Raw genomic sequence first — 24,255 nt, forward strand, 5'->3', positions numbered from 1 at the left:
CGTACACACAGGGAGCAACCGGAATGGGTTCGGTTCGCGTAGCCATCGTCGGTGTGGGCAACTGCGCCGCGTCGCTGGTTCAGGGAGTCGAGTACTACAAGGACGCCGACCCGGCGTCCAAGGTCCCCGGCCTGATGCACGTCCAGTTCGGCGACTACCACGTCCGTGACGTCGAGTTCGTCGCCGCCTTCGACGTCGACGCGAAGAAGGTCGGCCTCGACCTCGCGGACGCCATCGGCGCCTCCGAGAACAACACCATCAAGATCTGCGACGTGCCGAACACCGGCGTGACCGTCCAGCGCGGCCACACCCTCGACGGCCTCGGCAAGTACTACCGCGAGACCATCGAGGAGTCCGACGCCGACCCCGTCGACGTCGTCCAGGTCCTCAAGGACAAGCAGGTCGACGTGCTCGTCTGCTACCTGCCCGTCGGCTCCGAGGACGCGGCGAAGTTCTACGCCCAGTGCGCCATCGACGCCAAGGTCGCCTTCGTCAACGCCCTGCCGGTCTTCATCGCCGGCACCAAGGAGTGGGCGGACAAGTTCACCGAGGCGGGCGTCCCGATCGTCGGTGACGACATCAAGTCGCAGGTCGGCGCCACCATCACGCACCGCGTCATGGCGAAGCTGTTCGAGGACCGGGGCGTCGTCCTGGACCGCACGATGCAGCTGAACGTCGGCGGCAACATGGACTTCAAGAACATGCTCGAGCGCGAGCGCCTGGAGTCCAAGAAGATCTCCAAGACGCAGGCCGTCACCTCCCAGATCCGCGACCGCGACCTCGGCGCCGACAACGTCCACATCGGCCCGTCCGACTACGTGGCCTGGCTCGACGACCGCAAGTGGGCGTACGTCCGCCTCGAGGGCCGCGCCTTCGGTGACGTCCCGCTGAACCTGGAGTACAAGCTCGAGGTCTGGGACTCCCCGAACTCCGCGGGTGTCATCATCGACGCCCTGCGCGCCGCGAAGATCGCCAAGGACCGGGGCATCGGCGGCCCGATCCTGTCGGCTTCGAGCTACTTCATGAAGTCCCCGCCGGTCCAGTACTTCGACGACGAGGCCCGCGAGAACGTCGAGAAGTTCATCAAGGGTGAGGTCGAGCGCTAAGCGCTGACACAACTGCTCCTGCCAGGGCGTCGAGGGTCCCCGGGTTGCACACCCGGGGACCCTCCCCGTATGTGAGGCTGTGCCCCATGGCCGTCGTCCGTGATCTGCGCACTCTTCTGCGCTTCGCGAACTTCCGGCGTCTGCTCGCCGTACGCCTGCTCTCCCAGGGCGCCGACGGCGTCTACCAGGTCGCACTCGCCGCCTACGTGGTCTTCTCGCCGGAGAAACAGACTTCGGCCACCGCGATCGCCTCCGCCATGGCGGTCCTGCTGCTTCCGTACTCCCTGGTGGGCCCCTTCGCAGGCGTTCTCCTGGACCGCTGGCGCCGCCGCCAGGTCTTCCTCTACGGCAACCTGCTGCGTGCCCTGCTGGCGTCGGCGACGGCCCTCCTGATCCTCAGTCACGTCCCGGACTGGCTCTTCTACGTCTCCGCGCTCTGCGTCACCGCCGTCAACCGCTTCGTTCTGGCCGGCCTGTCCGCCGCGCTGCCGCGCGTGGTCGACGGTGAGCGCCTGGTGATGGCCAACTCCCTTTCCCCGACCGCCGGTACGCTCGCCGCGACCGCGGGCGGCGGTCTCGCCTTCGTCGTACGGCTGGTGGTGGCGGACTCCGACGCCGCCGTGGTCCTGCTGGGCGCCTCCCTGTATCTGTGCGCGGCGCTCGCGTCGCTGCGTCTGGCCCCGGAACTGCTCGGGCCGGACGCCGAGTTGGTGCAGCCGAGGCTGGCCAAGGCACTCATCGGCACGGCCCGCGACCTGACGGCGGGTGTACGACACCTTGCGGCGCCGCCACGCCGGGAGGCCGCCTGGGCTCTCGTCACGATGACCCTGATGAGGTTCTGCTACGGCGCGCTGCTGGTCATGCTGTTGATGCTGTGCCGGTACACCTTCTCCTCGACCGCGGACGACGGACTGCGGCTGCTGGGGCTGGCGTTGGGGACTTCCGCCGCAGGCTTCTTCGCGGCAGCCGTGGTGACGCCGTGGGCCGCGGGACGCCTCGGACCGGGCCGCTGGATCGTGGTGTGCGCAGCGGGGGCCGCCGTCCTGGAACCTGCCCTCGGACTTCCGTTCGCCACCGCTCCGATGCTGGTCGCGACGTTCGTCCTCGGCCTCACTACCCAGGGCGCGAAGATCGCGACAGACACAGTCGTGCAGTCTTCCGTGGACGACGGCTTCCGGGGCCGGATCTTCTCCGTCTACGACGTCCTGTTCAACACCGCCTTCGTCGGCGCCGCGGCGGTGGCCGCACTGATGCTGCCGCCGGACGGCCGTTCCGTGCCGCTGGTGATCACAGTTGCCGTTGTCTACGCAGTAGTTGCTGGCGCTATGGCCCGCTTTGAGCGCCGGTAAGTGTCACACCAAGGCCACAGAGTCCCTCTGGATTACAGAAGTGTCAGTGGCAGCCGATAATTTACCGGCGTCTTATGCGGCTCTTATGCAAGCCGCTCACCAACTCTTCAGGGGGACCCTCAAGTGACCACTCCACCCCAGGGCCAGAACCCGTTCGCACAGGGCCAGCAGCCCTACGGCCAGCCCCAGGGCCAGACCCCGTACCCGCCGCAGGGCTCTGCGCCGTACCCGCCTCAGGGGCAAGCGCCGTACCCGCCTCAGAGCGGCTACCCGCAGCAGCCAGGTCAGCCCGGGTTCCCCCAGCAGGCCACCGCTCCGTACGCGCCGATTCCTCCGCAGCCGAGCCGCAAGCTCAGCTTCAAGGCGATCAGGATCATCGCCGTCATCGTGATCGCCATCGTCGCGGCCATCGTCGGCGTGATAAACGGCCAGGACGACGCCGACACCGCCAAGGTCGGCGACTGCATGCACCGTGGCAGCAGCGACGACAGCCACCCGGACCTCGAGGTGGTGAAGTGCGACTCGTCGCAGGCCCAGTACATCGTGCTGGCCAAGATCAACGGCAAGTACTCGGAGACCGAGGCCAACGCCAAGTGCGTGGCAGCCTCCAAGGACTTCCAGTACTCGTACACCGAGAGCGGTGACAGCAGCGACTTCCTGCTCTGCCTGAAGGACTACAAGAAGTAGGCCAGGCGCGCGTCGGGGGCGGTGTTTCACGTGAAACACCGCCCCCGACGCGTACCCCGGGTCATGTTTCACGTGAAACATGACCCCGTTTCACAGACTCAGCTCTGCTCGGCCCACCATTCCTTGAGGGCCGCCACCGCCGCACCGTGTTCCATCGGCCCGTTCTCCAGCCGCAGCTCCAGCAGGAACTTGTACGCCTGACCGATGGCCGGTCCCGGGCCGATGCCCAGGATCTCCATGATCTGGTTGCCGTCGAGGTCGGGACGGATCGCGTCCAGTTCCTCCTGCTCCTGGAGCTGCGCGATGCGCTCCTCCAGACCGTCGTACGCCCGCGACAGCGCCGCCGCCTTGCGCTTGTTCCGCGTCGTGCAGTCCGAGCGGGTCAGCTTGTGGAGGCGGTCGAGGAGGGGGCCGGCGTCACGGACGTAGCGGCGGACCGCCGAGTCCGTCCACTCGCCAGTCCCGTAGCCGTGGAAACGCAGGTGGAGTTCGACCAGCCGTGAGACGTCCTTCACCAGCTCGTTGGAGTACTTGAGAGCCGTCATGCGCTTCTTGGTCATCTTCGCGCCGACCACCTCGTGGTGGTGGAACGAGACCCGACCGTCCTGCTCGAAGCGGCGGGTGCGCGGCTTGCCGATGTCGTGCAGCAGCGCGGCCAGGCGGAGAGTCAGGTCGGGGCCGTCCTCCTCCAGCGCAATCGCCTGTTCCAGGACGATCAGCGTGTGCTCGTACACGTCCTTGTGACGATGGTGCTCGTCACGCTCCAGCCGCAGGGCCGGGAGCTCGGGCAGCACATGGCCCGCGAGACCGGTGTCGACCAACAGCGTCAGGCCCTTACGCGGGTTCGCGGACAGGATCAGCTTGTTCAGCTCGTCCCGTACCCGCTCGGCCGAGACGATCTCGATACGGCCGGCCATCTCCGTCATGGCCGTCACGACCTCGGGAGCCACCTCGAAGTCGAGCTGCGCAGCGAAGCGTGCGGCCCGCATCATCCGCAGCGGATCGTCGGAGAAGGACGCCTCGGGAGTGCCCGGGGTACGCAGCACACGCGCAGCGAGGTCGTCCCGTCCGCCGTACGGGTCGATGAACTTCTTCTCAGGGAGCGCGAGGGCCATCGCGTTGACGGTGAAGTCACGCCGGACGAGGTCTTCCTCGATGGAGTCGCCGTAAGCCACCTCGGGCTTGCGCGAGGTCCGGTCGTAGGCCTCCGACCTGTAGGTCGTCACCTCAATCTGGAAGCCGTCTTTCTGAGCCCCAACCGTCCCGAAGGCGATGCCCACCTCCCACACGGCGTCCGCCCACGGACGGACGATCTTGAGGACGTCCTCGGGACGTGCGTCGGTCGTGAAGTCGAGGTCGTTGCCGAGCCGGCCGAGCAGCGCGTCCCGGACCGAGCCGCCGACCAGGGCAAGCGAGAACCCGGCGTCCTGGAAACGGCGGGCGAGGTCGTCGGCGACAGGATCCACCCGCAGAGGTTCACTCGGCACGCGGTGCGGCTCCTGGCTCAGGGCACTGAGGTTGGCTTCGTTGGCGTTCGGCACAACAGAAGAGGGTACGTGGCCCGGGCGACCGCAAGCGCCTTCATTAAACGTCCACGGACACCTCAGTAGATACGTGCACATGCACTGTCCTTGAGGCGTACAGGTCGCGCCTCTCTTTATACGTGCAGATAAAGGACAGGTCGACCCTGCTCCCCGATCTTGTGCGGCAGTCCGCGGCACTTCCCCTCAGCGCGCATCGTTACCATGCGTGGACGCACATTCCGACGACCACTGACGACGACGAGGGACGGGCGAAACGCGTGGCCGAGGCGGCAGACTTCCAGGGGACGAATCCCTCACCTGCCCGCCGGTGGCTGCGGCGCACCGGAGCACTGCTCGCAGGGGCGCCTCTGCTGGCCGGCCTCCTCCAGCTGCCCTCCGCGGCTTCCGCGAACGCGGCTGGGCAGGCCTCCTTGCAGGCCGCCTCAGGTTCGGGCTCGGTGGCCGTCGCCCTCGACTCGCTCAGCCCCGCTGTCCCCACGGACGGCGACACGGTGACCGTGTCGGGCACCGTGACCAACAACGGCAAGCAGACGGTCACCGGCGCCCATGTGGGACTGCACGTAGGCCCTCAGCTGAACACCCGCTCGGCCATCGAGGACATCGCCAACGACAGTGGCAACGTCCAGGGCGCGACCGGCTCGGAGATCGGCGGCAAGTACGTCGAGAAGTTCCCCAAGCTCACTCCAGGCGTCGCCGAGCCCTTCAGCATCACCGTGCCGGTCGACAAACTGGACCTTGGTGACGACGGGGTCTACCAGTTCGCCGCATCGCTGTCCGGCCAGACGCGGGCGCAGCCGTGGAACCACGTCCTCGGCATCCAGCGGACCTTCCTGCCCTGGCAGCCGGACGAGGCCGGCACCAAGACGAAGACGACGTTTCTGTGGCCGCTGGTCTCCACCGTCCACATGACGGCGGAGACAGGGTCGAACGAGCAGCAGACACCGGTCTTCCTCAATGACGATCTCGCCAAGGAGATCTCCCCTGGCGGCCGCCTGGACGAGATGCTGTCCCTGGGCGAGAGCCTCGACATCACGTGGGTGATCGACCCGGACCTGCTGGCCTCGGTCGACGCGATGACCCGCAGCTATCGGGTCCGGGCCGCCAACAACACCACCACGGCGGGCACGCACCAGGCGGTCGCCAAGCAGTGGCTCGCCGAGCTGCAGAAGGCGGTGGCCGACAAGGAGGTCGTCGCGCTGCCCTTCGCCGACCCGGACCTGGCCTCCCTCGCCCACAACGGCACGAGCGTGACCGGCTCGCTGAGCCACCTCAAGGAGGCCACCGACGTCGTCGCCAACACGGTGGAGCCCATCCTCCACGTGAAACCGAACACGGACTTCGCCTGGCCCGTGGACGGCGCCGTCGACCCGTCGATCGTGAAGGTCGCCACCTCCGCCGGCGCCGACCAGGTCATCGCCCGCAGCGACAGCCTCCAGGAGACCGGAGGTCTGCCTTACACCCCCTCCGCAGCACGTCCCATCGGCGGCGGCACCACGGCGGTGGTCGCGGACGCCCGTCTGTCGGAGGCGTTCCAGGGCGACCTCACGACGGCCTCTGACGGCACCCTCGCCGTGCAGCAGTTCCTTGCCCAGAGCCTGGAACTCAACCTTCAGACGAACAAACAGCGCAGCATCGTCGTCGCTCCGCAGCGCATGCCGACGACGCACCAGGCCCAGGCCATGGCCGACGCGCTGGCGGCCCTCCAGGGCGGCAACTGGTCCGAGGCCCAGAAGCTCACGTCGGCCGCCAAGGCCAAGCCGGACCCGGATGCCACGACGACGGTGCCGTCGACATCCGCGTATCCCTCCTCGCTGCGCAAGCAGGAGCTGCCGCGCTCTGCCTTCGAGGAGATCGCGACCACACAGGACGAACTCGACAACTTCAAGGTGATCCTCAGCGACGAGTCCCGTGTGGTGACCCCCTTCGGGCGCGCCATGAACCGCGGGATGTCCACGTCGTGGCGGGGCAGCGCGGCCGCCGCGGCGAGCTTCCGCGGCGACGTGGACAACCACCTCACCGATCTGACCAGCCAGGTCAAGCTGATCGACAAGTCCGACACCAAGCTCTCCGGACGCAGCGCCACCATCCCCGTGACCGTCCAGAACAATCTGGTGCAGGGTGTCCAGCACCTGACGCTGCGCCTCACCTCGACAAGCCCCACCCGCCTCCAGATCGGCGGCCATGCCTACCAGGAGCAAGCTGTCACGGTCTCCGGCGGGCACAGCCAGACGGTGAAGTTCACCACGACGGCCAAGGCCAACGGCCAGGCCACGGTGGTCGCCCAGCTGTACACGGAGGACGGCCAGGAATACGGCAACGCCGTCACCTTCGACGTCAAGGTCACCGAGTTCACGGCCACCGTGATGCTGGTCATCGGCGGCGGCTTCCTCCTGCTCGTCCTCGCCGGTTTCCGCATGTACACGCAGCGCAAGCGGGCGGCCGCCCGTCAGGCCGAGGAGGGCGGTCCCGACGAGGCCGGTGAGCCCGCCGAGGGGCCGAAGAACCCCGAGGGCCCTGAAGACCGTCTCAAGGAGGAGTCCGGCACCGACGCCCGGGCAGACGACCCTGAGCAGCCGAGTGACCCGACACCGGACACCGCACCGGAAAGCACCGACCCGTCCGGCACGGGTGAGAGAGTGGACCGTTGAGGATGTCGTGGCCGGTGGGCCCGGGACGATGAGGTGGGGTAACCATGAACGCGCCGTACGACGGTGACCGCGGCCAGGCTGCGGGCAGCTCGGGCCCCGCCGAGGGCCCGCAGCCCGAGCACGGCCAGGTACCGCCGCAGCCCCCCGCGGACATGTACCTCCAGGACGCCTACGACCAGGACCCCTACCGGGCACAGGATCTCTCCGCGCAGGACCCGGTCGCCGAGGCCCTCTACGACCGCGCCGCGCACCCCCCGCCGCCCCCTGGGACCTACCAGCCGCAACAGCCGCTGTATGCCCAGCCGCCTCAGTCCCCGTACGCCCCCGACTCCCGTGTCTGGGCCCAGACCCCGGCGCCGGAGCCGGACGCCCCGAGCCAGTACCTGCCCTACGGCGACGACCCCCGCACGACCCAGTACGTGGGCGTCGACGACCTGGTCACCCGGGCCGGTGAGGAGCGCCACGAGCCGGACGCCTTCGCACACCTCTTCCGGGACCAGCAACAGAACGGCGGATACCCCCCGTCGGATCCCCCGTCCGTGCCCGGCCCGGCGGCCGCGCCGGGTGCGTCGTCGCCGACCCCGCAGTACCAGGATCCGGCAGCGCCCGCGCCCGCGACCGACCAGACCATGAACCTCGGCACCACGGCGCCCGCGGCTGCGGCGCCACCAGCAGCTCCTGTGGCCCCGGCGAAGAAGGGCGGGGGCCTGCTCAAGTCGAGCGCCGTGATGGCCGCGGGCACGATGGTCTCCCGCCTCACCGGCTTCATCCGCTCCGCACTGATCGTCTCGGCGCTGGGCGTCGGGCTGCTCGGTGACACCTTCCAGGTCGCCTACCAGCTGCCGACGATGATCTACATCCTGACCGTCGGCGGCGGCCTCAACTCGGTGTTCGTGCCGCAGCTCGTGCGCGCCATGAAGGAGGACGAGGACGGCGGCGAGGCCTACGCCAACCGCCTGCTGACCCTGGTCATGGTGGCGCTGGGTGCCCTCACGGTCCTCGCGGTCTTCGGCGCGCCGCTCCTGATCCGCCTGCTGTCGGACTCGGTGGCCAGCGATCCGGCGGCCAACGAGGTCGGCATCACCTTCGTCCGCTACTTCCTGCCCTCGATCTTCTTCATGGGCGTCCACGTGGTGATGGGGCAGATCCTCAACGCCCGCGGAAAGTTCGGCGCCATGATGTGGACGCCGGTCCTGAACAACATCGTCATCATCGTGACGCTCGGCATGTTCATGTGGGTGTACGGCACCGCGGCCGACTCCGGCATGAAGGTCACGAGCATCCCCCCGGAGGGCCAGCGGCTCCTCGGCATCGGTGTTCTGCTCGGCCTCGTCGTCCAGGCGCTGGCGATGATCCCGTACCTGCGCGAGACCGGGTTCCGGCTGCGGCTGCGGTTCGACTGGAGGGGCCACGGCCTCGGCAAAGCCGTGACGCTCGCCAAGTGGACCGTGCTCTTCGTCCTCGCCAACCAGGCCGGCGCGATCGTCGTCTCGCAGCTGTCCACCTCGGCCGGCAAGGCCTCACCCGTCGACGGCACCGGCTTCGCCGCCTACGCCAACGCCCAGCTGATCTGGGGACTGCCGCAGGCCATCATCACCGTCTCCCTGATGGCCGCCCTGCTGCCGCGCATCTCGCGCTCGGCGGCGGAGGACGACGGCGGCGCCGTCCGCGACGACATCTCCCAGGGCCTGCGCACCACGGCCGTCGCCATCGTGCCGATCGCCTTCGGTTTCCTCGCCCTCGGCATCCCGATGTGCACGCTGATCTTCGGCTCCTCCGGCATCAGCGAGGCCACCAACATGGGCTTCATGCTGATGGCGTTCGCCCTCGGCCTGATCCCGTACTCCGTGCAGTACGTCGTGCTGCGCGCGTTCTACGCCTACGAGGACACCCGGACCCCTTTCTACAACACGGTCATCGTGGCCGCGGTCAACGCGGGCGCCTCGGCGCTGTGTTACGTCGTCCTGCCGCCCCGCTGGGCCGTGGCCGGCATGGCCGCCTCGTACGGCCTCGCCTATGCGATCGGCGTCGGCGTCGCCTGGAACCGGCTGCGCAAGCGGCTGGGCGGCGACCTGGACGGCGCCCGCGTCCTGCGGACATACGCCAGGCTCTGCATCGCCTCGGTGCCCGCAGCAGCCCTCAGCGGCGCGGCCTGCTACGAGATCGGCCACACGCTCGGCCAGGGCGTCGTCGGATCCCTCGCGGCCCTGCTGGCCGGCGGTGCGGTCCTGCTCGGGATCTTCTTCCTGGCCGCCCGCAAGATGCGCATCGAGGAGCTGAACTCACTGGTCGGCATGGTCCGCGGGCGTCTGGGGCGCTGACGCGGGGGTACGCGCACAACCATCGTCCGCCACCGTGTGTCGTGCATAGCGGCGGACTGTGGGCACAATTGGTTTCGGCGTCGGACAGCGCGCACGGATGTTGGTCGGCGCGCAATGAATGGGGAGGCAGGAACGACGGTGGCGGAACGGAGCACGGCTGCCGTCGACGTGGCAGACAACAGCGGCGACGAACCGCTGACCGCAGAGGCGGACCAGTCCACGGCCGACGGGGTGGCCCAGAACCGGGAGCGGGACACGGAGATCGACGAGGCACAGGGGAGTGGCGGGACCGAGGGTCCCGGAAAGGCCTCACCGCCGGAGCTGCACAGCGGCCACAAACTCGCCAGACGGTACCGGCTCGAGGAGTGCGTCACCCGTCTGGACGGATTCAGCAGTTGGCGTGCCGTGGACGAGAAGCTTCGCCGCGCCGTCGGCGTCCACCTCCTGCCCGCGGACCATTCACGGGCGCGTTCGGTGCTGGCTGCGGCCCGCTCCTCGGCGCTGCTCGGTGATCCCCGCTTCGTCCAGGTGCTGGACGCGGTCGAGGAGAACGACCTCGTCTACGTCGTCCACGAGTGGCTGCCCGACGCCGTAGAGCTGACCACGCTGCTCGCCTCCGGGCCGCTGGAGCCGCACGACGCCTACCAGATGGTCAGTCAGATCGCCTCCGCAATGGCTGCAGCGCACCGCGAGGGTCTGGCCCATCTGCGGCTGAACCCCAACGCCGTGCTGCGTACCTCCAGCGGCCAGTGGCGCATCCGCGGCCTTGCCGTCAACGCCGCGCTGCGCGGCATCAGTTCCGAGACCCCGCAGCGCACCGACACGGAGTCCGTCGGCGCGCTCCTGTACGCGGGGCTCACCCAGCGCTGGCCGTACGAGAACGACGCGTACGGTCTGTCGGGGCTGCCCAAGGACGTCGGTCTGATCGCACCCGACCAGGTGCGGGCCGGTGTCCACCGCGGTCTCTCCGAGCTGGCCATGCGCGCACTCGCCAACGACGGGGCGACCGCCTCCCGTCACGAATCCCCGTGCACCACGCCGGAGGAGTTGGTGAAGGCGATCGGCGAGATGCCCCGCATCCGCCCGCCGGAGCCGGCGTTCACCGCGCCGCCGGAGTACCAGCGCACCACGTATCAGCAGGGCACGTACGGCCGCCCGGCACCGCACCCCGGCGCCACCCAGCCGGTGCCGGCTCCTCCGGCCCCGCTGCAGAGCCGCACGGGGAAGGCGCTGAAGTGGGCTGTCTCGGCGCTCCTCATCGCCGCCCTGGGCCTGGGCAGCTGGCAGCTCGCGGACGCGCTCATGGACGGGAGCAAGTCCGACGACACGAACAAGACGCAGACGACCGACGGGGGCGACAAGGGCGGCGACAAGACCAAACCGGTCAAGACCCTCCAGATCCAGAGTGCCCAGGAGTACGTCGCCAAGGGTGACGCCCAGCACCCCAACGACGTCGACAAGACGTACGACAACAAGAGCGCCACGTACTGGCGTACCGCCAGCTACAAGGACGGCCCGGACATGAACCCGGCCTTCAAGCCCGGTGTCGGCATCGTCTACGACTTCGGCTCGGAGCAGGAGGTCTCCGCCGCTTCGATAGGGCTCCTCTTCAGTGGCAACCACACGACGGTCACGCTCTACGCGACGGACTCCATGAGCTCGTCGGTTCCGCTGACTTCGATGACGAAATTGGGATCCACGACGACGTCCGGCACGTCTGCAAAGGTGACAGTCGCCAAGCCGGTCAAGAGCCGGTACGTACTGGTGTGGTTCACGGCGCTGCCGTACGCGCCGGGGGACTCGTACAGCGATCCGGGCTACAAGCAGGCCGTGACGGACCTGAAGTTCACCGGCTGAGACCGCATCCCGGGGAGGGGGTCCGATGGCAGATGACACCGCATACGGCGACGCAAGCGATCAGGACCTCCTGGCCCGCCATGTAGAGGGCGACCCGGACGCCTTCGGCGAGCTTGTGCGGCGTCATCGTGACCGGCTGTGGGCGGTGGCCCTGCGGACGCTGGGGGACCGGGAGGAGGCCGCTGACGCCGTTCAGGACGCCCTTGTGTCCGCCTACCGGGCCGCCCACACCTTCCGGGGGCAGTCGGCCGTCACGACGTGGCTGCACAGGATCACGGTGAACGCCTGCCTCGACCGCGCCCGTAAGGCTGCGTCGCGCAAGACGTCCCCGGTCGACGACACCGAGCGGCTGGAGCAACTGCTGGAGCCGCACGAGGAGGCATCGGCTCCGGCAGAGCGCAACGATCTGCACCGGCAGCTGTTGGAGGCACTCGGTACCTTGCCTCCCGACCAACGCGCCGCCCTCGTCCTTGTGGACATGCAGGGATACCCGGTCGCCGAAGCCGCCCGCGTGCTCGATGTCCCGACCGGCACGGTGAAGAGCCGCTGCGCCCGTGGCAGAGCCAGACTCCTGCCGCTCCTCACCCATCTTCGGCCGGAAAACACCGGTGGCCGCAAGGAACCGGGCGAGGGGCGGAACCGGACCCAGGGGACATCCGTCCCACCGGCAGCGGGACCACCGACTGCCGGTCCACGCGATACAGGGCCGGATACCGGGCCAAGCGATTCAGCTGCTGTGAAGGGCGGAGGTGGGCGAGCGTGACTTCCACGACGGACATGGCCGGACACCCGGACGTCGCCGAAATCTCCGACCTCACCGAGGGCCTGCTTCCGCCGTCCCGGACTGCCGACGTACGACGGCACCTGGACGAATGCGAGCTCTGCGCGGACGTCTACACGTCGCTGGAGGAGATCCGAGGGCTGCTCGGTTCGGTGCCGGGCCCGACCCGCATGCCCGCCGATGTCGCAGGCCGGATCGATGCCGCTCTCGCGGCCGAGGCGCTGCTGAACGCGACGGCACCCGATCTCACCGACGCCCCGGAGCTCGTCGGCGCTTCCCGTTCCACGGACGACGCCGACGACGGCGCGCGTGTTTCACGTGAAACATCGGCAACGGCAGACCGTCCTGCGGGGCATTCCCGTGCCGCCACCACCGGGCCGGGCCGCAAACAGCGGAAGAGGGGCGGCCGCCGCAGGGTCGCCATCCTGGGCACCGTCTTCACAGTCGCCGCACTGGGCTTCGGTTCGGTCCTGCTGGCATCACTGAACGACGGGAAACCGCCCACTTCCGAAGCTCAGGCCCGGAAGTCCGCCACCGCGGACACGTTCTCGGAGGCCAACCTGGAGGACCGGGTCACCGGTCTCCTCAAGAGTTCGGGCAGCGGCTCCCATGCTCCGCACAGTCTCGGTGTGGAGGGCGGGAGCAACCAGCCCAAGGTCTTCAAGGAGACCACGGTCCCGGACTGCATCCGCAACGGCATCGGGCGCACCGACCCGGCGCTCGCGGCGAAGGAAGGGACCTACAAGGGCACGGATGTCATGCTCGTGGTCATGTCCGACGCCTCCGCCAGCACCAAGGTGACCGCATACATCGTCGATGCGAGCTGTGTGAGCCATGCGTCCGCCGCCAAGGCGAAGGTTCTCCTGACGCACTCCTACACCCGTCCCTGAACGCACACGCTTCGTCTCCGTCGTGCGTCGTATCCCGTGCCGTGTCGCGTCTCCGTGTGCCCGGACACAGTGGGAATGCGCGCCCCTTAGGATCCGTTGGGTGGGGTGGGACTTCTGACAGAGGCTCCCCCGGTCCGACGACGCAGTCCAGAGACGAGGAAACAAGCCGTGAGCGACGTCCGTAACGTGATCATCATCGGCTCCGGGCCCGCCGGCTACACGGCGGCGCTCTACACCGCGCGCGCGTCGCTGAAGCCGCTCGTGTTCGAGGGCGCCGTCACCGCCGGTGGCGCGCTGATGAACACCACCGACGTGGAGAACTTCCCCGGCTTCCGGGACGGCATCATGGGCCCCGAGCTCATGGACAACATGCGCGCCCAGGCCGAGCGCTTCGGCGCCGAGCTCGTCCCGGACGACGTCGTCTCCGTCGACCTGACCGGTGAGATCAAGACCGTCACCGACACCGCCGGCACCGTGCACAAGGCAAAGGCCGTCATCGTCACCACCGGCTCCCAGCACCGCAAGCTCGGCCTGCCGAACGAGGACGCCCTCTCCGGCCGCGGTGTCTCCTGGTGTGCCACCTGTGACGGCTTCTTCTTCAAGGACCAGGACATCGCCGTGATCGGCGGCGGCGACACCGCGATGGAGGAGGCAACCTTCCTCTCCCGCTTCGCCAAGTCCGTGACGATCGTCCACCGCCGGGACACCCTGCGCGCCTCCAAGGCGATGCAGGAGCGTGCCTTCGCCGACCCGAAGATCAAGTTCGTGTGGGACAGCGAGGTCGCCGAGATCGAGGGCGACCCCAAGCTCTCGGGTCTGAAGCTGCGCAACCTCAAGACCGGCGAGATCTCGGACTTGGCGGTCACCGGCCTGTTCATCGCGATCGGCCACGACCCGCGCACCGAACTCTTCAAGGGCCAGCTCGACCTCGACGAGGAGGGCTACCTCAAGGTCGCCGCTCCTTCGACCCGCACCAACCTGACCGGTGTCTTCGCCGCCGGTGACGTGGTCGACCACACCTACCGCCAGGCGATCACCGCCGCCGGTACCGGCTGCTCCGCCGCGCTCGACGCCGAGCGCTTCCTCGCCGCGCTTGCGGACGAGGAGCAGGCCGAGCCCGAGAAGACCTCTGTCTGACCTCCATCCGCCCCACGCACCAACCAGTTAAGGAGCCCGCCGTGGCCGGCACCCTGAAGAATGTGACCGACGACTCCTTCGAGCAGGACGTCCTCAAGAGCGACAAGCCCGTACTGGTGGACTTCTGGGCCGCCTGGTGCGGCCCGTGCCGCCAGATCGCGCCGTCCCTCGAGGCGATTGCCGCCGAGTACGGCGACAAGATCGAGGTCGTCAAGCTCAACATCGATGAGAACCCGGGTACGGCCGCCAAGTACGGCGTCATGTCCATCCCGACGCTGAACGTCTACCAGGGTGGCGAGGTCGCCAAGACCATCGTCGGTGCGAAGCCGAAGGCCGCGATCGTCCGCGACCTCGAGGACTTCATCGCCGAGTAGTCGGCAAAGCCGTCGAGTCGGCGGTGGATGTTTCACGTGAAACACGAATGGGCCAACCCTGAAGGGTCGGCCCATTCGCTTGTCCGGACACTTCTCACAGCGGCCTCAGCACCGGCTCCTTCTGCACAGCCCCCAGCAGCCGGTCGAGCGCCATCTCCACGTCTTCCTTCCAGGAGAGCGTCGTCCGCAGCTCCAGCCTCAGACGGGGGTAAGTCGGGTGGGGCCGGACCGTCTTGAAGCCCACGGCCAGAAGATGGTCAGCCGGCAGGACGCATGCGGGTTCCTTCCACTGTGCGTCCCCGAAAGCCTCGATTGCTTTGAAGCCCCGTCTCAGCAGATCCTTGGCGACCGTCTGGACCATCACCCGCCCGAGCCCCTGCCCCTGATAGCCCGGCAGGATGAACGAGGTCATCAGCTGTACCGCGTCAGACGAAACGGGACTCGTGGGGAAGGCCGTGGAGCGCGGAACGTAGGCCGGAGGGGCATACAGAACGAAGCCCACCGGTACATCGTCGACGTAGACGACCCGGCCGCAGGACCCCCAGTCCAGCAGGACCGCAGAAATCCACGCTTCCTTCTCCAGGGCGGACGTGCCCGCTTTTACCGCGGCCTCTCCGCTGACTGGGTCCAACTCCCAGAAGACACACGCGCGACAGCGTTGGGGAAGGTCTTGAAGGTTGTCCAGCGTGAGCGGTACGAGCCGACGCCCCATGAAGCCTGTTCCTCGCTTCCTTCGCCCGCAGCGTCGCGAGCGGCTGTCAGAGCGCTCCGTTCCCTCAGCAGGCTGCCGACGAAGCCGCCGACCGCGCCCACTCCGAGACCTGCGCTCACCAGTCCGGTGCGGCTCATCGTTCGCATGGCCCCTGCCTCCCTCTCAGAGGTACTGCCAGGTGGATGCGCCATACCCGAACGCATCGTATCCACGAAGCGATTCCATCGATACCGCCTGAAAGCAAAGAGCGGGCCGTGTTCCGGTACACACCGGACACGACCCACTCTGTCGGCCTACCGAGCGAAACCGCCCTGTCGGCCACCGGCTGTCTAGGCCTCGAGGTCCTCGGAATCGTCCTCCAGGAGGCTCTTCTGCAGGACCGGTCCCTCGCCAGGAGCGAGGCTGCTGAGGATCCGCTCGAGGTCCTCCATGGAGGCGAACTCGACGGTGATCTTGCCCTTCTTCTGCCCCAGGTCGACCTTCACCCGTGTCTCGAAACGGTCCGAGAGACGGGTCGCGAGGTCGGTCAGCGCCGGAGAGACCCGGGCGCCGGCCCGAGGGCCCTTGGACCGCTGGGCAGTCTGCGGCCGCGACCCCATCAGGGTCACGATCTCCTCGACGGCTCGCACGGACAGTCCCTCGGCCACGATCCGGTGGGCCAGCCGGTCCTGCTCCTCCGAGTCCTCGACGGACAGCAGCGCCCTCGCATGACCGGCGGACAGAACCCCGGCAGCCACCCGGCGCTGGACCGCCGGCGAGAGCTTCAGCAGACGCAGCGTGTTGGAGACCTGGGGACGGGAACGGCCGATCCGGTCGGCCAGCTGGTCGTGCGTGCAGTTGAAGTCCTTCAGAAGCTGGTCGTAGGCAGCGGCCTCTTCCAGCGGGTTCAGCTGCGCCCGATGCAGGTTCTCCAGAAGGGCATCCAGGAGAAGCTTCTCGTCCTCCGTGGCCCGCACGATCGCCGGGATCGCCTCCAGGCCGGCCTCACGGCAGGCCCGCCAGCGCCGCTCGCCCATGATGAGCTCGTAGCGGGCGGGGCCCAACTGCCGTACGACAACCGGCTGGAGGAGGCCCACCTCCTTGATGGAGGTGACGAGTTCCTGCAGCGCGTCCTCGTCGAAGACCTCACGCGGCTGGCGCGGGTTCGGCGTGATGGAGTCGAGAGGGAGCTCCGCGAAGTGGGCGCCCACAGGAGACGCGGGCGCCTCCGCGACGCCGTTCAGCGACGGCTCCTCGGTTTCATGTGAAACAGGCGGCAGCGTTGTCACCTTCGCCGCGGCCACTCCCCGGTCGGTGGTCAGCACCGGGACCGCCGACGGCGACGCAGAACCAGCGCCCCCCATCGCGGCCGGGGCCGGCGTCTTCTCCGTCGGGGCAGCAGGGATCAGCGCGCCGAGACCACGGCCCAAACCCCTCCGTCGCTCGCTCACTGAATCCCCTCCACCATGCTTGGATCACTCTGGGCGCCGATATGGGCATGCGGGGCGTCGTATGACACGCCCACACCCTTCAGCGCGATTTCTCGCGCCGCCTCAAGATAGGACAGCGCACCACTCGATCCCGGATCGTACGTCAGCACTGTCTGTCCATAGCTCGGCGCCTCGGAGATGCGGACAGAGCGGGGAATGCTCGTCCGCAGCACCTCGTCGCCGAAGTGGCTGCGTACCTCGTCCGCGACCTGGGACGCAAGGCGCGTCCGACCGTCGTACATGGTGAGCAGGATCGTCGATACATGCAGCGTGGGGTTGAGGTGCCCCCGCACCAGGTCGACGTTGCGCAGCAGCTGGCCCAAGCCCTCCAGCGCGTAGTACTCGCACTGGATGGGGATGAGGACCTCCGCACCGGCCACCAGCGCGTTGACCGTCAACAGGCCGAGCGAAGGGGGACAGTCAATCAGGATGTAGTCCAGCGGCTGCTCATAGGCCTGGATGGCTCGCTGCAGTCGGCTCTCCCGTGCCACCAGGGACACCAGCTCGATCTCCGCACCGGCGAGATCGATCGTGGCGGGGGCGCAGAAGAGACCCTCGACGTCGGGGACCGGCTGGACGACCTCCGCCAGGGGCTTGCTCTCGACCAGGACGTCGTAGATGGACGGGACTTCGGCGTGATGGTCGATCCCCAGCGCAGTCGATGCATTGCCCTGAGGGTCGAGGTCGATCACCAGGACGCGGCCGCCATGCAGGGCCAGGGAGGCAGCAAGATTGACGGTGGTCGTCGTCTTGCCGACACCGCCCTTCTGGTTGGCGACCACCATGACGCGTGTCTGCTCGGGCCGCGGCAGGCCCTCGCCTGCGCGGCCCAGAGCCTCCACCGCCAGTTGGGCAGCACGACCGATCGGAGTGTCGTCCATCGGGGGCGGTGTTTCACGTGAAACATCGTCCCCCATCGACTCGGTACGGGGACCGGGGACCGGATCGGTCATCGGTCCCGCGATGTTGGCGTCGGACCGCAAGGATTCACTCTCCTCGACTTCAGGCTCGCAATGAACAGAGCCTCCCATGTCTTCGGGGTCGTGAACCAGTGAGGCCTGTTGTTCTGTGGAGAAATCCACCTCTGTGGACAACGTGGCCCCCCTCACGGGGGACCGAGTTTCGTCGGATACGGATGCCTCTCCGAGTGAACCGAGAGGCTTACGGTCGCGGGGTTCGGCAGCGGCGCGGCCGCGGCTGATGATGCCGTGCAGCAGTGAGCGACGTTTCACGTGAAACACGATGCACAGCAGCGGTGGCCGAACTGTCGCGACACTCCGGCGTGCGTAGGTTTGGCAGCTTGTGTGGAGTACGTCTCGTCGTCAGGCCGGATCAGCGGCGCCGACGTGCCCGCCCCGCTCGTGCAGCCTTTGCCTTCTTCGCCGCGAAGCGCACACCGCCGGGACTCTCCCCGACCTCGACCCGCACGACCGTGGACAGAGGGTCCACCACCCCTTCACCCACATGCAGGATGGACGTCTCCACGGCACCAAGCTTGCTGAGCGCCGTGGCCGCGCTCTTGAGCTCCTCCTCAGCGGTGTCGCCCTTGAGCGCAAGCATCTCCCCGTACGGCCGCAGCAGCGGAATGCCCCACGTGGCCAGCCGGTCCAGCGGAGCCACGGCCCGTGCCGTCACCACATGCACCGACGGCACCTTGCCCATGACCTCCTCGGCACGGCCGCGCACGACCGTCACATGGTCCAGCCCGAGCAGCTCCACGACCTCGGTGAGAAAGTTCGTACGCCGCAGCAGAGGTTCCAGCAGCGTGATCTTCAGGTCCTCGCGGACCAGCGCCAGGGGAATGCCCGGCAGGCCGGCACCCGAGCCGACATCGCACACCGTCACGCCCTCGGGCACGACCTCGGAAAGCACCGCGCAGTTCAGCAGATGCCGCTCCCACAGACGAGGCACCTCACGCGGGCCGATCAGACCGCGCTGAACACCCGCCTCAGCGAGCAGCTCCGCATAGCGGACCGCGTCCGCGAAGCGATCGCCGAACACCGCGCGCGCCTGCTCGGGCGCAGGGGGAAGCTCCGCTGCCTCCGTCACGGGGGACCGTCCTTCCGTACCGCATCAGCGCACCGAGCGCCGAGACCACCAGAACTATCAGGCTGACAAAGCTCGGCCCCGCCTGCGCTACAGACGGGGCCGGAGGAACGTACGGACCGATCAGGCCGGGAGCACAACGACGAAGCGCTGCGGCTCCTCGCCCTCGGACTCGCTGCGCAGGCCCGCAGCCTTGACGGCGTCGTGCACGACCTTGCGCTCGAACGGCGTCATCGGCTTCATCTTCACAGGCTCGCCGGTGCTCCTGACCTCGGCAGCCGTCTTCGCACCCAGCTCGGAAAGCTCGGCGCGCTTCTTTGCGCGATAGCCGCCGATGTCCAGCATCAGCCGGCTGCGGTCACCGGTCTCCCGGTGCACCGCCAGGCGCGTGAGCTCCTGCAGCGCCTCAAGCACCTCACCGTCACGGCCGACCAGCTTCTGCAGGTCGCGGCTGCCCGCGTCGCTGATGATCGAGACAGCGGCGCGGTCGGCCTCGACGTCCATGTCGATGTCGCCGTCGAGATCGGCGATGTCCAGCAGACCCTCGAGGTAGTCCGCCGCGATCTCGCCCTCCTGCTCCAGGCGGGTAAGGGTGTCTGCACCCTCGGCAGCGGCGGAGGTGGTGCCTTCCGTCACGGGATGGGCTCCTTCTTACTTCTTGGACGGGGACTTGGGGCGCTGCGGGCCCTTGCGCTGCCCGGACTGGGCCTTGCTGCGGGTGCCGCCGGCGGGCTTCGGCTCGGCCTTCTTCGCAGCGGCGGAGGGCTTGGCGTCCTCCGGCTCGTCGGACTTGCTCAGCGACGTCTTCGGCTCGGAGTCGCCGACGGCCTTCGCACCGCCGGACTGACGCTGGGCCTTGCTCTGCCGCTTGGGCTGCTGGCGCTTGGGAGCGGCGGCAGCGTCGGTCGTCGCCGTACCGTCCTCGGACTGGACGGCGGCAGCGCTCTCGCTCTTCGTCACGGTGCCGTCGGTCTGAGCAGCGAGACCCGCCTTGTTCAGGGCGTTGATGAACTTGCGCTCGAACTCGTTGCGGTCACGGCCCTTGGCGACGATCGCCTTGACGATGGTCTTCTCGCTCCGCTTGCGGGTCTTGCCGTGGCTCGTGACGTGCTTGGTCAGGCGCTCCAGGTAGGCGGCCTGGGCCTTGGAACCCGGGGTCGGGTTGTTGTGGATGACGTACATCTGCTGACCCATGGTCCACACGTTGGTGGTCAGCCAGTAGACGAGGACACCGACCGGGAAGTTGATGCCGAAGACGGCGAACATGACCGGGAAGACATACATCAGCATCTTCTGCTGCTGCATGAACGGCGTCTTCACGGTGGTGTCGACGTTCTTCGTCATCAGCTGGCGCTGCGTGTAGAACTGCGACGCCGACATCAGAACGATCATGATCGCGGTGACGACACGAACGTCGGTGAGGGAGGCGCCGAGCGACTCCACCTTCGCCGAGCTGTCGGTGAACTTCGCAGCGAGCGGGGCACCGAAGATGTGCGCCTTACGGGCGCTGGCGAGCAGCGAATCGTTGATCACGCCGATCGTCGAGCCGGTCGCGATGCCGTTGAGCACGTGGTACAGGGCGAAGAAGAACGGGGACTGCGCCAGGATGGGAAGGCACGAGGAGAGCGGGTTGGTGCCCGTCTCCTTGTACAGCTTCATCATCTCTTCGGACTGACGCTGCTTGTCGCTCTTGTAGCGCTCCTGGATCTTCTTCATCTCGGGCTGCAGCGTCTGCATCGCCCGGGTCGACTTGATCTGCTTCACAAAGAGCGGGATCAGGCAGATACGGATGAGAATCACCAGGGACACGATGGACAGGCCCCAGGCCCAGCCCGTGTCGGGACCGAAGATCTTCCCGTACATCGAGTGGAACTGGACGATGACCCATGACACGGGTGTCGTGATGAAGCTGAACAGGCTGGCAATCGTGTCCACTAATCATGCTCCTTGGGCATGGGACGAGGTCTCTGCGGCCGGGCTCGAAGGAGGATTCTCTTCGGTGCTCGAAACAGGATTCTCTTCGGTGGCCGGTTCGGCGGCGGAGGACCCGCCACTGCGTGCACGCCAGGCGCCACGCAGCATTTCGTGCCACCGCGGACGCTTGCGCGGCGGGACATGGTCCACACCCCCTAGCGACCACGGATTGCACCGCAGGATGCGCCACGCGGTGAGCGCGGTGCCCTTGATCGCACCATGCCGGTCGATGGCCGTGTAGCCGTAGTGGGAACACGACGGGTAGTACTTGCACACCGGCCCGAGCAGCGGACTGATCGTCCACTGGTACAGCTTGATCAGAGCCAGCAGCGGGTACTTCATCGCGCGCCCCCTCCCAGCAGCCGCTCGAGGGCGGCATCCAGGTCTCGGGCCAGTTGTGCATGGTCGGCGTCGCCCGCACCGGGCAGCGCTCGTACGACTACCAGGCTACCGGGGGGCAACAGGGCGACTCGGTCGCGCATCAGGTGGCGCAGTCTGCGCTTGACCTTGTTGCGTACCACCGCACCGCCCACGGCTTTGCTCACGACGAAACCCGCACGCGTCGGGGGAGCGCTCTCCCCAGGCGCGTGCGGGTCCGTGGCACCGCTACGAAGATGGACGACGAGGGACGGGCGTCCGGCCCGGCGCCCTCGTCGTACCGCGGTCGCGAAGTCCTCGCGCCGCCTCAGCCGGTTCTCGGTGGGCAGCACGACGGCATGACCTGACCGGGATCAGGCGGACAGGCTGGCGCGACCCTTGCTGCGGCGGTTCGCCAGAATCGCGCGGCCGGCACGGGTACGCATCCGCAGGCGGAAGCCGTGGGTCTTGGCGCGACGACGGTTGTTCGGCTGGAAAGTGCGCTTGCTCACTCGGGGGCTCCAGAAATCAATCGGTGGTGGCGGGTGCCGTCCTGGCTGTCACCGTGCGCCCACGAGTAGCTCGCAGTTACGCCCGAGTGCACCGCTTCCCGATCACCTGACGCGATCTGTGCCCATCGGAGGCAGGCGGCAGCAGCCATCGACAACTCGACCTGGTTACGGTACGCGGGGCTACGCCATCCGGTCAAACCAGCGGTCACTGGGAGACACTATCCACAGCCTGGGGACAACAACTTGAACCGCACCCGTCGCCCTGACTACCGTGGCTGAACTCCGATTCGTTCCCTTGTACCTGCCCCACCCCATTTGAATCCCGACCCGTCCCACAATCACACGTTCGTGGGACCCCGTGAGAGAGCGTGCCCTGTGGCTGACGTACCTGCCGATCTTGCCGCAGTGTGGCCACGAGTATTGGAGCAACTTCTCGGCGAGGGCCGGGGGCAGGGCGTAGAGACAAAGGACGAGCACTGGATCCGGCGCTGCCAGCCACTCGCGCTGGTCGCCGACACCGCCCTGCTCGCCGTACCGAACGAGTTCGCGAAGGGCGTGCTCGAAGGCCGCCTCGCCCCGATCGTCAGCGAAAGCCTGAGCCGCGAGTGCGGCCGCCCGATCCGCATCGCGATCACCGTCGACGACTCCGCGGGCGAACCTCCCGCCCCGCCGACGCCACCGGCTCGCCCCCAGCCGCGCTACGAGGAGCCCGAGCTTCCCTCCGGGCAGTACGACGGCTACGGCCGCCACCGCGCCGACGACCGACGGGCGAACCGCCCCGAGCAGCACGCCGGCGACCCGGGCGACCAGCTGCCCACCGCGCGCCCGGCCTACCCCTCGGAGTACCAGCGCCCCGAGCCCGGCGCCTGGCCGCGCCCGTCACAGGACGACTACGGCTGGCAGCAGCAGCGCCTCGGCTTCCCCGAGCGGGACCCGTACGCATCGCCGCCGCAGGACTCGTACGGCCCCCCGGCACAGGACGCGTACGCCCCGCCCCCCCAGGACTACCGTCCGCAGTCGATGGAGCGCCCGCCGTACGAAGCGCAGCGACCCGACTACGACCAGCCGCGCTCCGACTACGACAAGCCGCGCCCGGACTACGACCAGCCCCGCCCGGACTACGACCAGCGCGACGCCCGCCGGGAACTGCCCGAGCAGCCGTCCGGCTCCGGGCACGTCCACCGCGGCGGCCCGGTCGGCTCCTCGCTGCCCGCCTCCAGCGGCGCCCCCGGCCCGCTGGCAGCGAAGCCCGCGCCGGCCACCGGCCCCGGTGAGCCCACAGCGCGCCTGAACCCGAAGTACCTCTTCGACACGTTCGTCATCGGCGCCTCCAACCGCTTCGCACACGCCGCCGCGGTCGCCGTCGCCGAGGCACCGGCAAAGGCGTACAACCCCCTGTTCATCTACGGGGAGTCAGGGCTCGGCAAGACCCACCTGCTGCACGCCATCGGGCACTACGCACGCAGCCTCTACCCCGGCACACGCGTGCGGTATGTGAGCTCGGAGGAGTTCACCAACGAGTTCATCAACTCCATCCGCGACGGCAAGGGCGACAGCTTCCGCAAGCGCTACCGCGAGATGGACATCCTGCTCGTCGACGACATCCAGTTCCTCGCGGACAAGGAGTCGACGCAGGAGGAGTTCTTCCACACCTTCAACACGCTCCACAACGCCAACAAGCAGATCGTGCTCTCCAGCGACCGGCCGCCCAAGCAGCTGGTGACGCTGGAGGACCGGCTGCGGAACCGTTTCGAGTGGGGCCTGATCACCGACGTCCAGCCACCCGAGCTGGAGACCCGCATCGCGATCCTCCGGAAGAAGGCGGTGCAGGAGCAGCTCAACGCCCCGCCGGAGGTACTGGAGTTCATCGCCTCCCGCATCTCGCGCAACATCCGCGAGCTGGAGGGCGCGCTGATCCGCGTGACGGCGTTCGCCTCGCTCAACCGGCAGCCGGTGGACCTGGGCCTCACGGAGATCGTCCTCAAGGACCTGATCCCCGGCGGCGAGGACTCGGCCCCCGAGATCACCTCCACGGCCATCATGAGCGCGACCGCCGACTACTTCGGTCTCACCGTCGAGGACCTGTGCGGCACCTCCCGCGGCCGCGCGCTGGTGACGGCCCGCCAGATCGCCATGTACCTGTGCCGGGAGCTGACGGATCTCTCCCTGCCGAAGATCGGCGCACTGTTCGGCGGCCGCGACCACACCACCGTGATGCACGCCGACCGCAAGATCCGCAATCTGATGGCCGAGCGCCGCTCCATCTACAACCAGGTGACCGAGCTGACGAACCGCATCAAGAACGGCTGACAGCCACAGACGCACGCCGTCGAGGGCGCCCCGGGACAAGTTCCCGGGGCGCCCTTCTTCATGCCGGGGATGCCCGCTGTTCGATTACCTGCCGAGTTACGGCCACTCTCCACAGATTCGAAGACTTTCTGCCGTCCACATCCTGGGGACTGCGGAGTTGTCCAGAGCTCGATCCACAGGC

Annotated in this window: 21 protein-coding genes; 11 read left to right on the top strand and 10 right to left on the bottom strand. The window is 68.1% G+C overall.

From position 1 onward, the window contains the following. Window positions 1-23: 23 nt before the first annotated feature. The 3 genes from EDD92_RS24070 to EDD92_RS24080 all read left to right on the top strand — a co-directional run bounded on the left by EDD92_RS24070 (window position 24) and on the right by EDD92_RS24080 (window position 3,142). A complete protein-coding gene (locus tag EDD92_RS24070; protein WP_123966224.1) occupies window positions 24-1,106 on the top strand; it encodes an inositol-3-phosphate synthase in 1,083 nt (360 codons plus the stop codon). Between the two features lie 86 nt (window positions 1,107-1,192). After that, window positions 1,193-2,455 carry an MFS transporter gene (locus EDD92_RS24075; protein ID WP_123966225.1) on the top strand — a complete coding sequence of 421 codons (1,263 nt, stop codon included), beginning with the start codon at window positions 1,193-1,195 and terminating at the stop codon, window positions 2,453-2,455. Between the two features lie 123 nt (window positions 2,456-2,578). Further along, a complete protein-coding gene (locus EDD92_RS24080; RefSeq protein WP_123966226.1) occupies window positions 2,579-3,142 on the top strand; it encodes a hypothetical protein in 564 nt (187 codons plus the stop codon). A gap of 98 nt (window positions 3,143-3,240) precedes the next feature. Here EDD92_RS24080 and EDD92_RS24085 read toward each other — a convergent pair whose 3' ends face one another. Continuing rightward, window positions 3,241-4,683 (bottom strand): CCA tRNA nucleotidyltransferase, encoded by a 1,443-nt coding sequence (locus EDD92_RS24085; RefSeq protein ID WP_123966227.1) that lies wholly within the window; start codon window positions 4,681-4,683, stop codon window positions 3,241-3,243. A gap of 260 nt (window positions 4,684-4,943) precedes the next feature. On the opposite strand from EDD92_RS24085, the gene EDD92_RS24090 reads away from it, so the two are divergent. The 7 genes from EDD92_RS24090 (at window position 4,944) to trxA (ending at window position 14,694) form a co-directional block, all read left to right on the top strand. Further along, entirely contained in the window at window positions 4,944-7,334 is a 2,391-nt protein-coding gene (locus EDD92_RS24090; protein ID WP_123966228.1) for a DUF6049 family protein, read from the top strand. A gap of 44 nt (window positions 7,335-7,378) precedes the next feature. After that, the gene (murJ, locus tag EDD92_RS24095; protein WP_123966229.1) at window positions 7,379-9,655 is read left to right on the top strand and encodes a murein biosynthesis integral membrane protein MurJ; all 2,277 of its coding nucleotides are present in this window, start codon (window positions 7,379-7,381) and stop codon (window positions 9,653-9,655) included. A gap of 138 nt (window positions 9,656-9,793) precedes the next feature. Further along, window positions 9,794-11,512 carry a protein kinase family protein gene (locus tag EDD92_RS24100; protein ID WP_123966230.1) on the top strand — a complete coding sequence of 573 codons (1,719 nt, stop codon included), beginning with the start codon at window positions 9,794-9,796 and terminating at the stop codon, window positions 11,510-11,512. A 25-nt stretch (window positions 11,513-11,537) separates the two neighbouring features. Further along, a complete protein-coding gene (sigM, locus tag EDD92_RS24105) occupies window positions 11,538-12,275 on the top strand; it encodes an RNA polymerase sigma factor SigM (protein WP_123966231.1) in 738 nt (245 codons plus the stop codon). Beyond that, the gene (locus EDD92_RS24110) at window positions 12,272-13,183 is read left to right on the top strand and encodes an anti-sigma factor (RefSeq protein WP_123966232.1); all 912 of its coding nucleotides are present in this window, start codon (window positions 12,272-12,274) and stop codon (window positions 13,181-13,183) included. The genes sigM and EDD92_RS24110 overlap by 4 nt, the downstream gene beginning before the upstream one ends. A 168-nt stretch (window positions 13,184-13,351) precedes the next feature. Beyond that, window positions 13,352-14,320 (top strand): thioredoxin-disulfide reductase, encoded by a 969-nt coding sequence (gene trxB, locus EDD92_RS24115; protein ID WP_123966233.1) that lies wholly within the window; start codon window positions 13,352-13,354, stop codon window positions 14,318-14,320. Between the two features lie 41 nt (window positions 14,321-14,361). Beyond that, window positions 14,362-14,694, top strand: coding sequence for a thioredoxin (trxA, locus tag EDD92_RS24120; RefSeq protein WP_003991504.1), 333 nt, complete (start codon window positions 14,362-14,364; stop codon window positions 14,692-14,694). A gap of 94 nt (window positions 14,695-14,788) precedes the next feature. Here trxA and EDD92_RS24125 read toward each other — a convergent pair whose 3' ends face one another. From EDD92_RS24125 to rpmH, 9 genes are all read right to left on the bottom strand, one after another. Beyond that, window positions 14,789-15,406, bottom strand: coding sequence for a GNAT family N-acetyltransferase (locus EDD92_RS24125; RefSeq protein ID WP_123966234.1), 618 nt, complete (start codon window positions 15,404-15,406; stop codon window positions 14,789-14,791). A 329-nt stretch (window positions 15,407-15,735) separates the two neighbouring features. Further along, on the bottom strand, window positions 15,736-16,836 hold the full coding sequence (locus EDD92_RS24130; RefSeq protein ID WP_030938937.1) for a ParB/RepB/Spo0J family partition protein: 1,101 nt from the start codon (window positions 16,834-16,836) through the stop codon (window positions 15,736-15,738). Beyond that, window positions 16,833-17,906 carry a ParA family protein gene (locus EDD92_RS24135; RefSeq protein ID WP_078912588.1) on the bottom strand — a complete coding sequence of 358 codons (1,074 nt, stop codon included), beginning with the start codon at window positions 17,904-17,906 and terminating at the stop codon, window positions 16,833-16,835. The genes EDD92_RS24130 and EDD92_RS24135 overlap by 4 nt, the downstream gene beginning before the upstream one ends. A 301-nt stretch (window positions 17,907-18,207) precedes the next feature. After that, window positions 18,208-18,924 (bottom strand): 16S rRNA (guanine(527)-N(7))-methyltransferase RsmG, encoded by a 717-nt coding sequence (gene rsmG / locus EDD92_RS24140; protein ID WP_123966235.1) that lies wholly within the window; start codon window positions 18,922-18,924, stop codon window positions 18,208-18,210. A gap of 120 nt (window positions 18,925-19,044) precedes the next feature. Beyond that, on the bottom strand, window positions 19,045-19,557 hold the full coding sequence (locus EDD92_RS24145) for a R3H domain-containing nucleic acid-binding protein (RefSeq protein WP_115907066.1): 513 nt from the start codon (window positions 19,555-19,557) through the stop codon (window positions 19,045-19,047). A gap of 15 nt (window positions 19,558-19,572) precedes the next feature. Beyond that, window positions 19,573-20,856, bottom strand: a complete 1,284-nt coding sequence (gene yidC, locus EDD92_RS24150) for a membrane protein insertase YidC (protein ID WP_123966236.1) — start codon at window positions 20,854-20,856, stop codon at window positions 19,573-19,575. A gap of 3 nt (window positions 20,857-20,859) precedes the next feature. Next, window positions 20,860-21,237, bottom strand: coding sequence for a membrane protein insertion efficiency factor YidD (gene yidD / locus EDD92_RS24155; protein ID WP_030938953.1), 378 nt, complete (start codon window positions 21,235-21,237; stop codon window positions 20,860-20,862). Next, window positions 21,234-21,605, bottom strand: a complete 372-nt coding sequence (gene rnpA / locus EDD92_RS24160; protein WP_079078065.1) for a ribonuclease P protein component — start codon at window positions 21,603-21,605, stop codon at window positions 21,234-21,236. Before rnpA ends, yidD begins: the two co-directional genes overlap by 4 nt. 21 nt (window positions 21,606-21,626) lie before the next feature. Then, window positions 21,627-21,764 carry a 50S ribosomal protein L34 gene (rpmH, locus tag EDD92_RS24165; protein WP_005482975.1) on the bottom strand — a complete coding sequence of 46 codons (138 nt, stop codon included), beginning with the start codon at window positions 21,762-21,764 and terminating at the stop codon, window positions 21,627-21,629. 375 nt (window positions 21,765-22,139) lie between these two features. Between rpmH and dnaA the strand changes: the two genes are divergently transcribed. Further along, the gene (gene dnaA, locus EDD92_RS24175) at window positions 22,140-24,074 is read left to right on the top strand and encodes a chromosomal replication initiator protein DnaA (RefSeq protein ID WP_123966237.1); all 1,935 of its coding nucleotides are present in this window, start codon (window positions 22,140-22,142) and stop codon (window positions 24,072-24,074) included. Window positions 24,075-24,255: the final 181 nt, after the last annotated feature.

The organism is Streptomyces sp. TLI_185 (assembly GCF_003814765.1).
GTDB lineage: Bacteria > Actinomycetota > Actinomycetes > Streptomycetales > Streptomycetaceae > Streptomyces.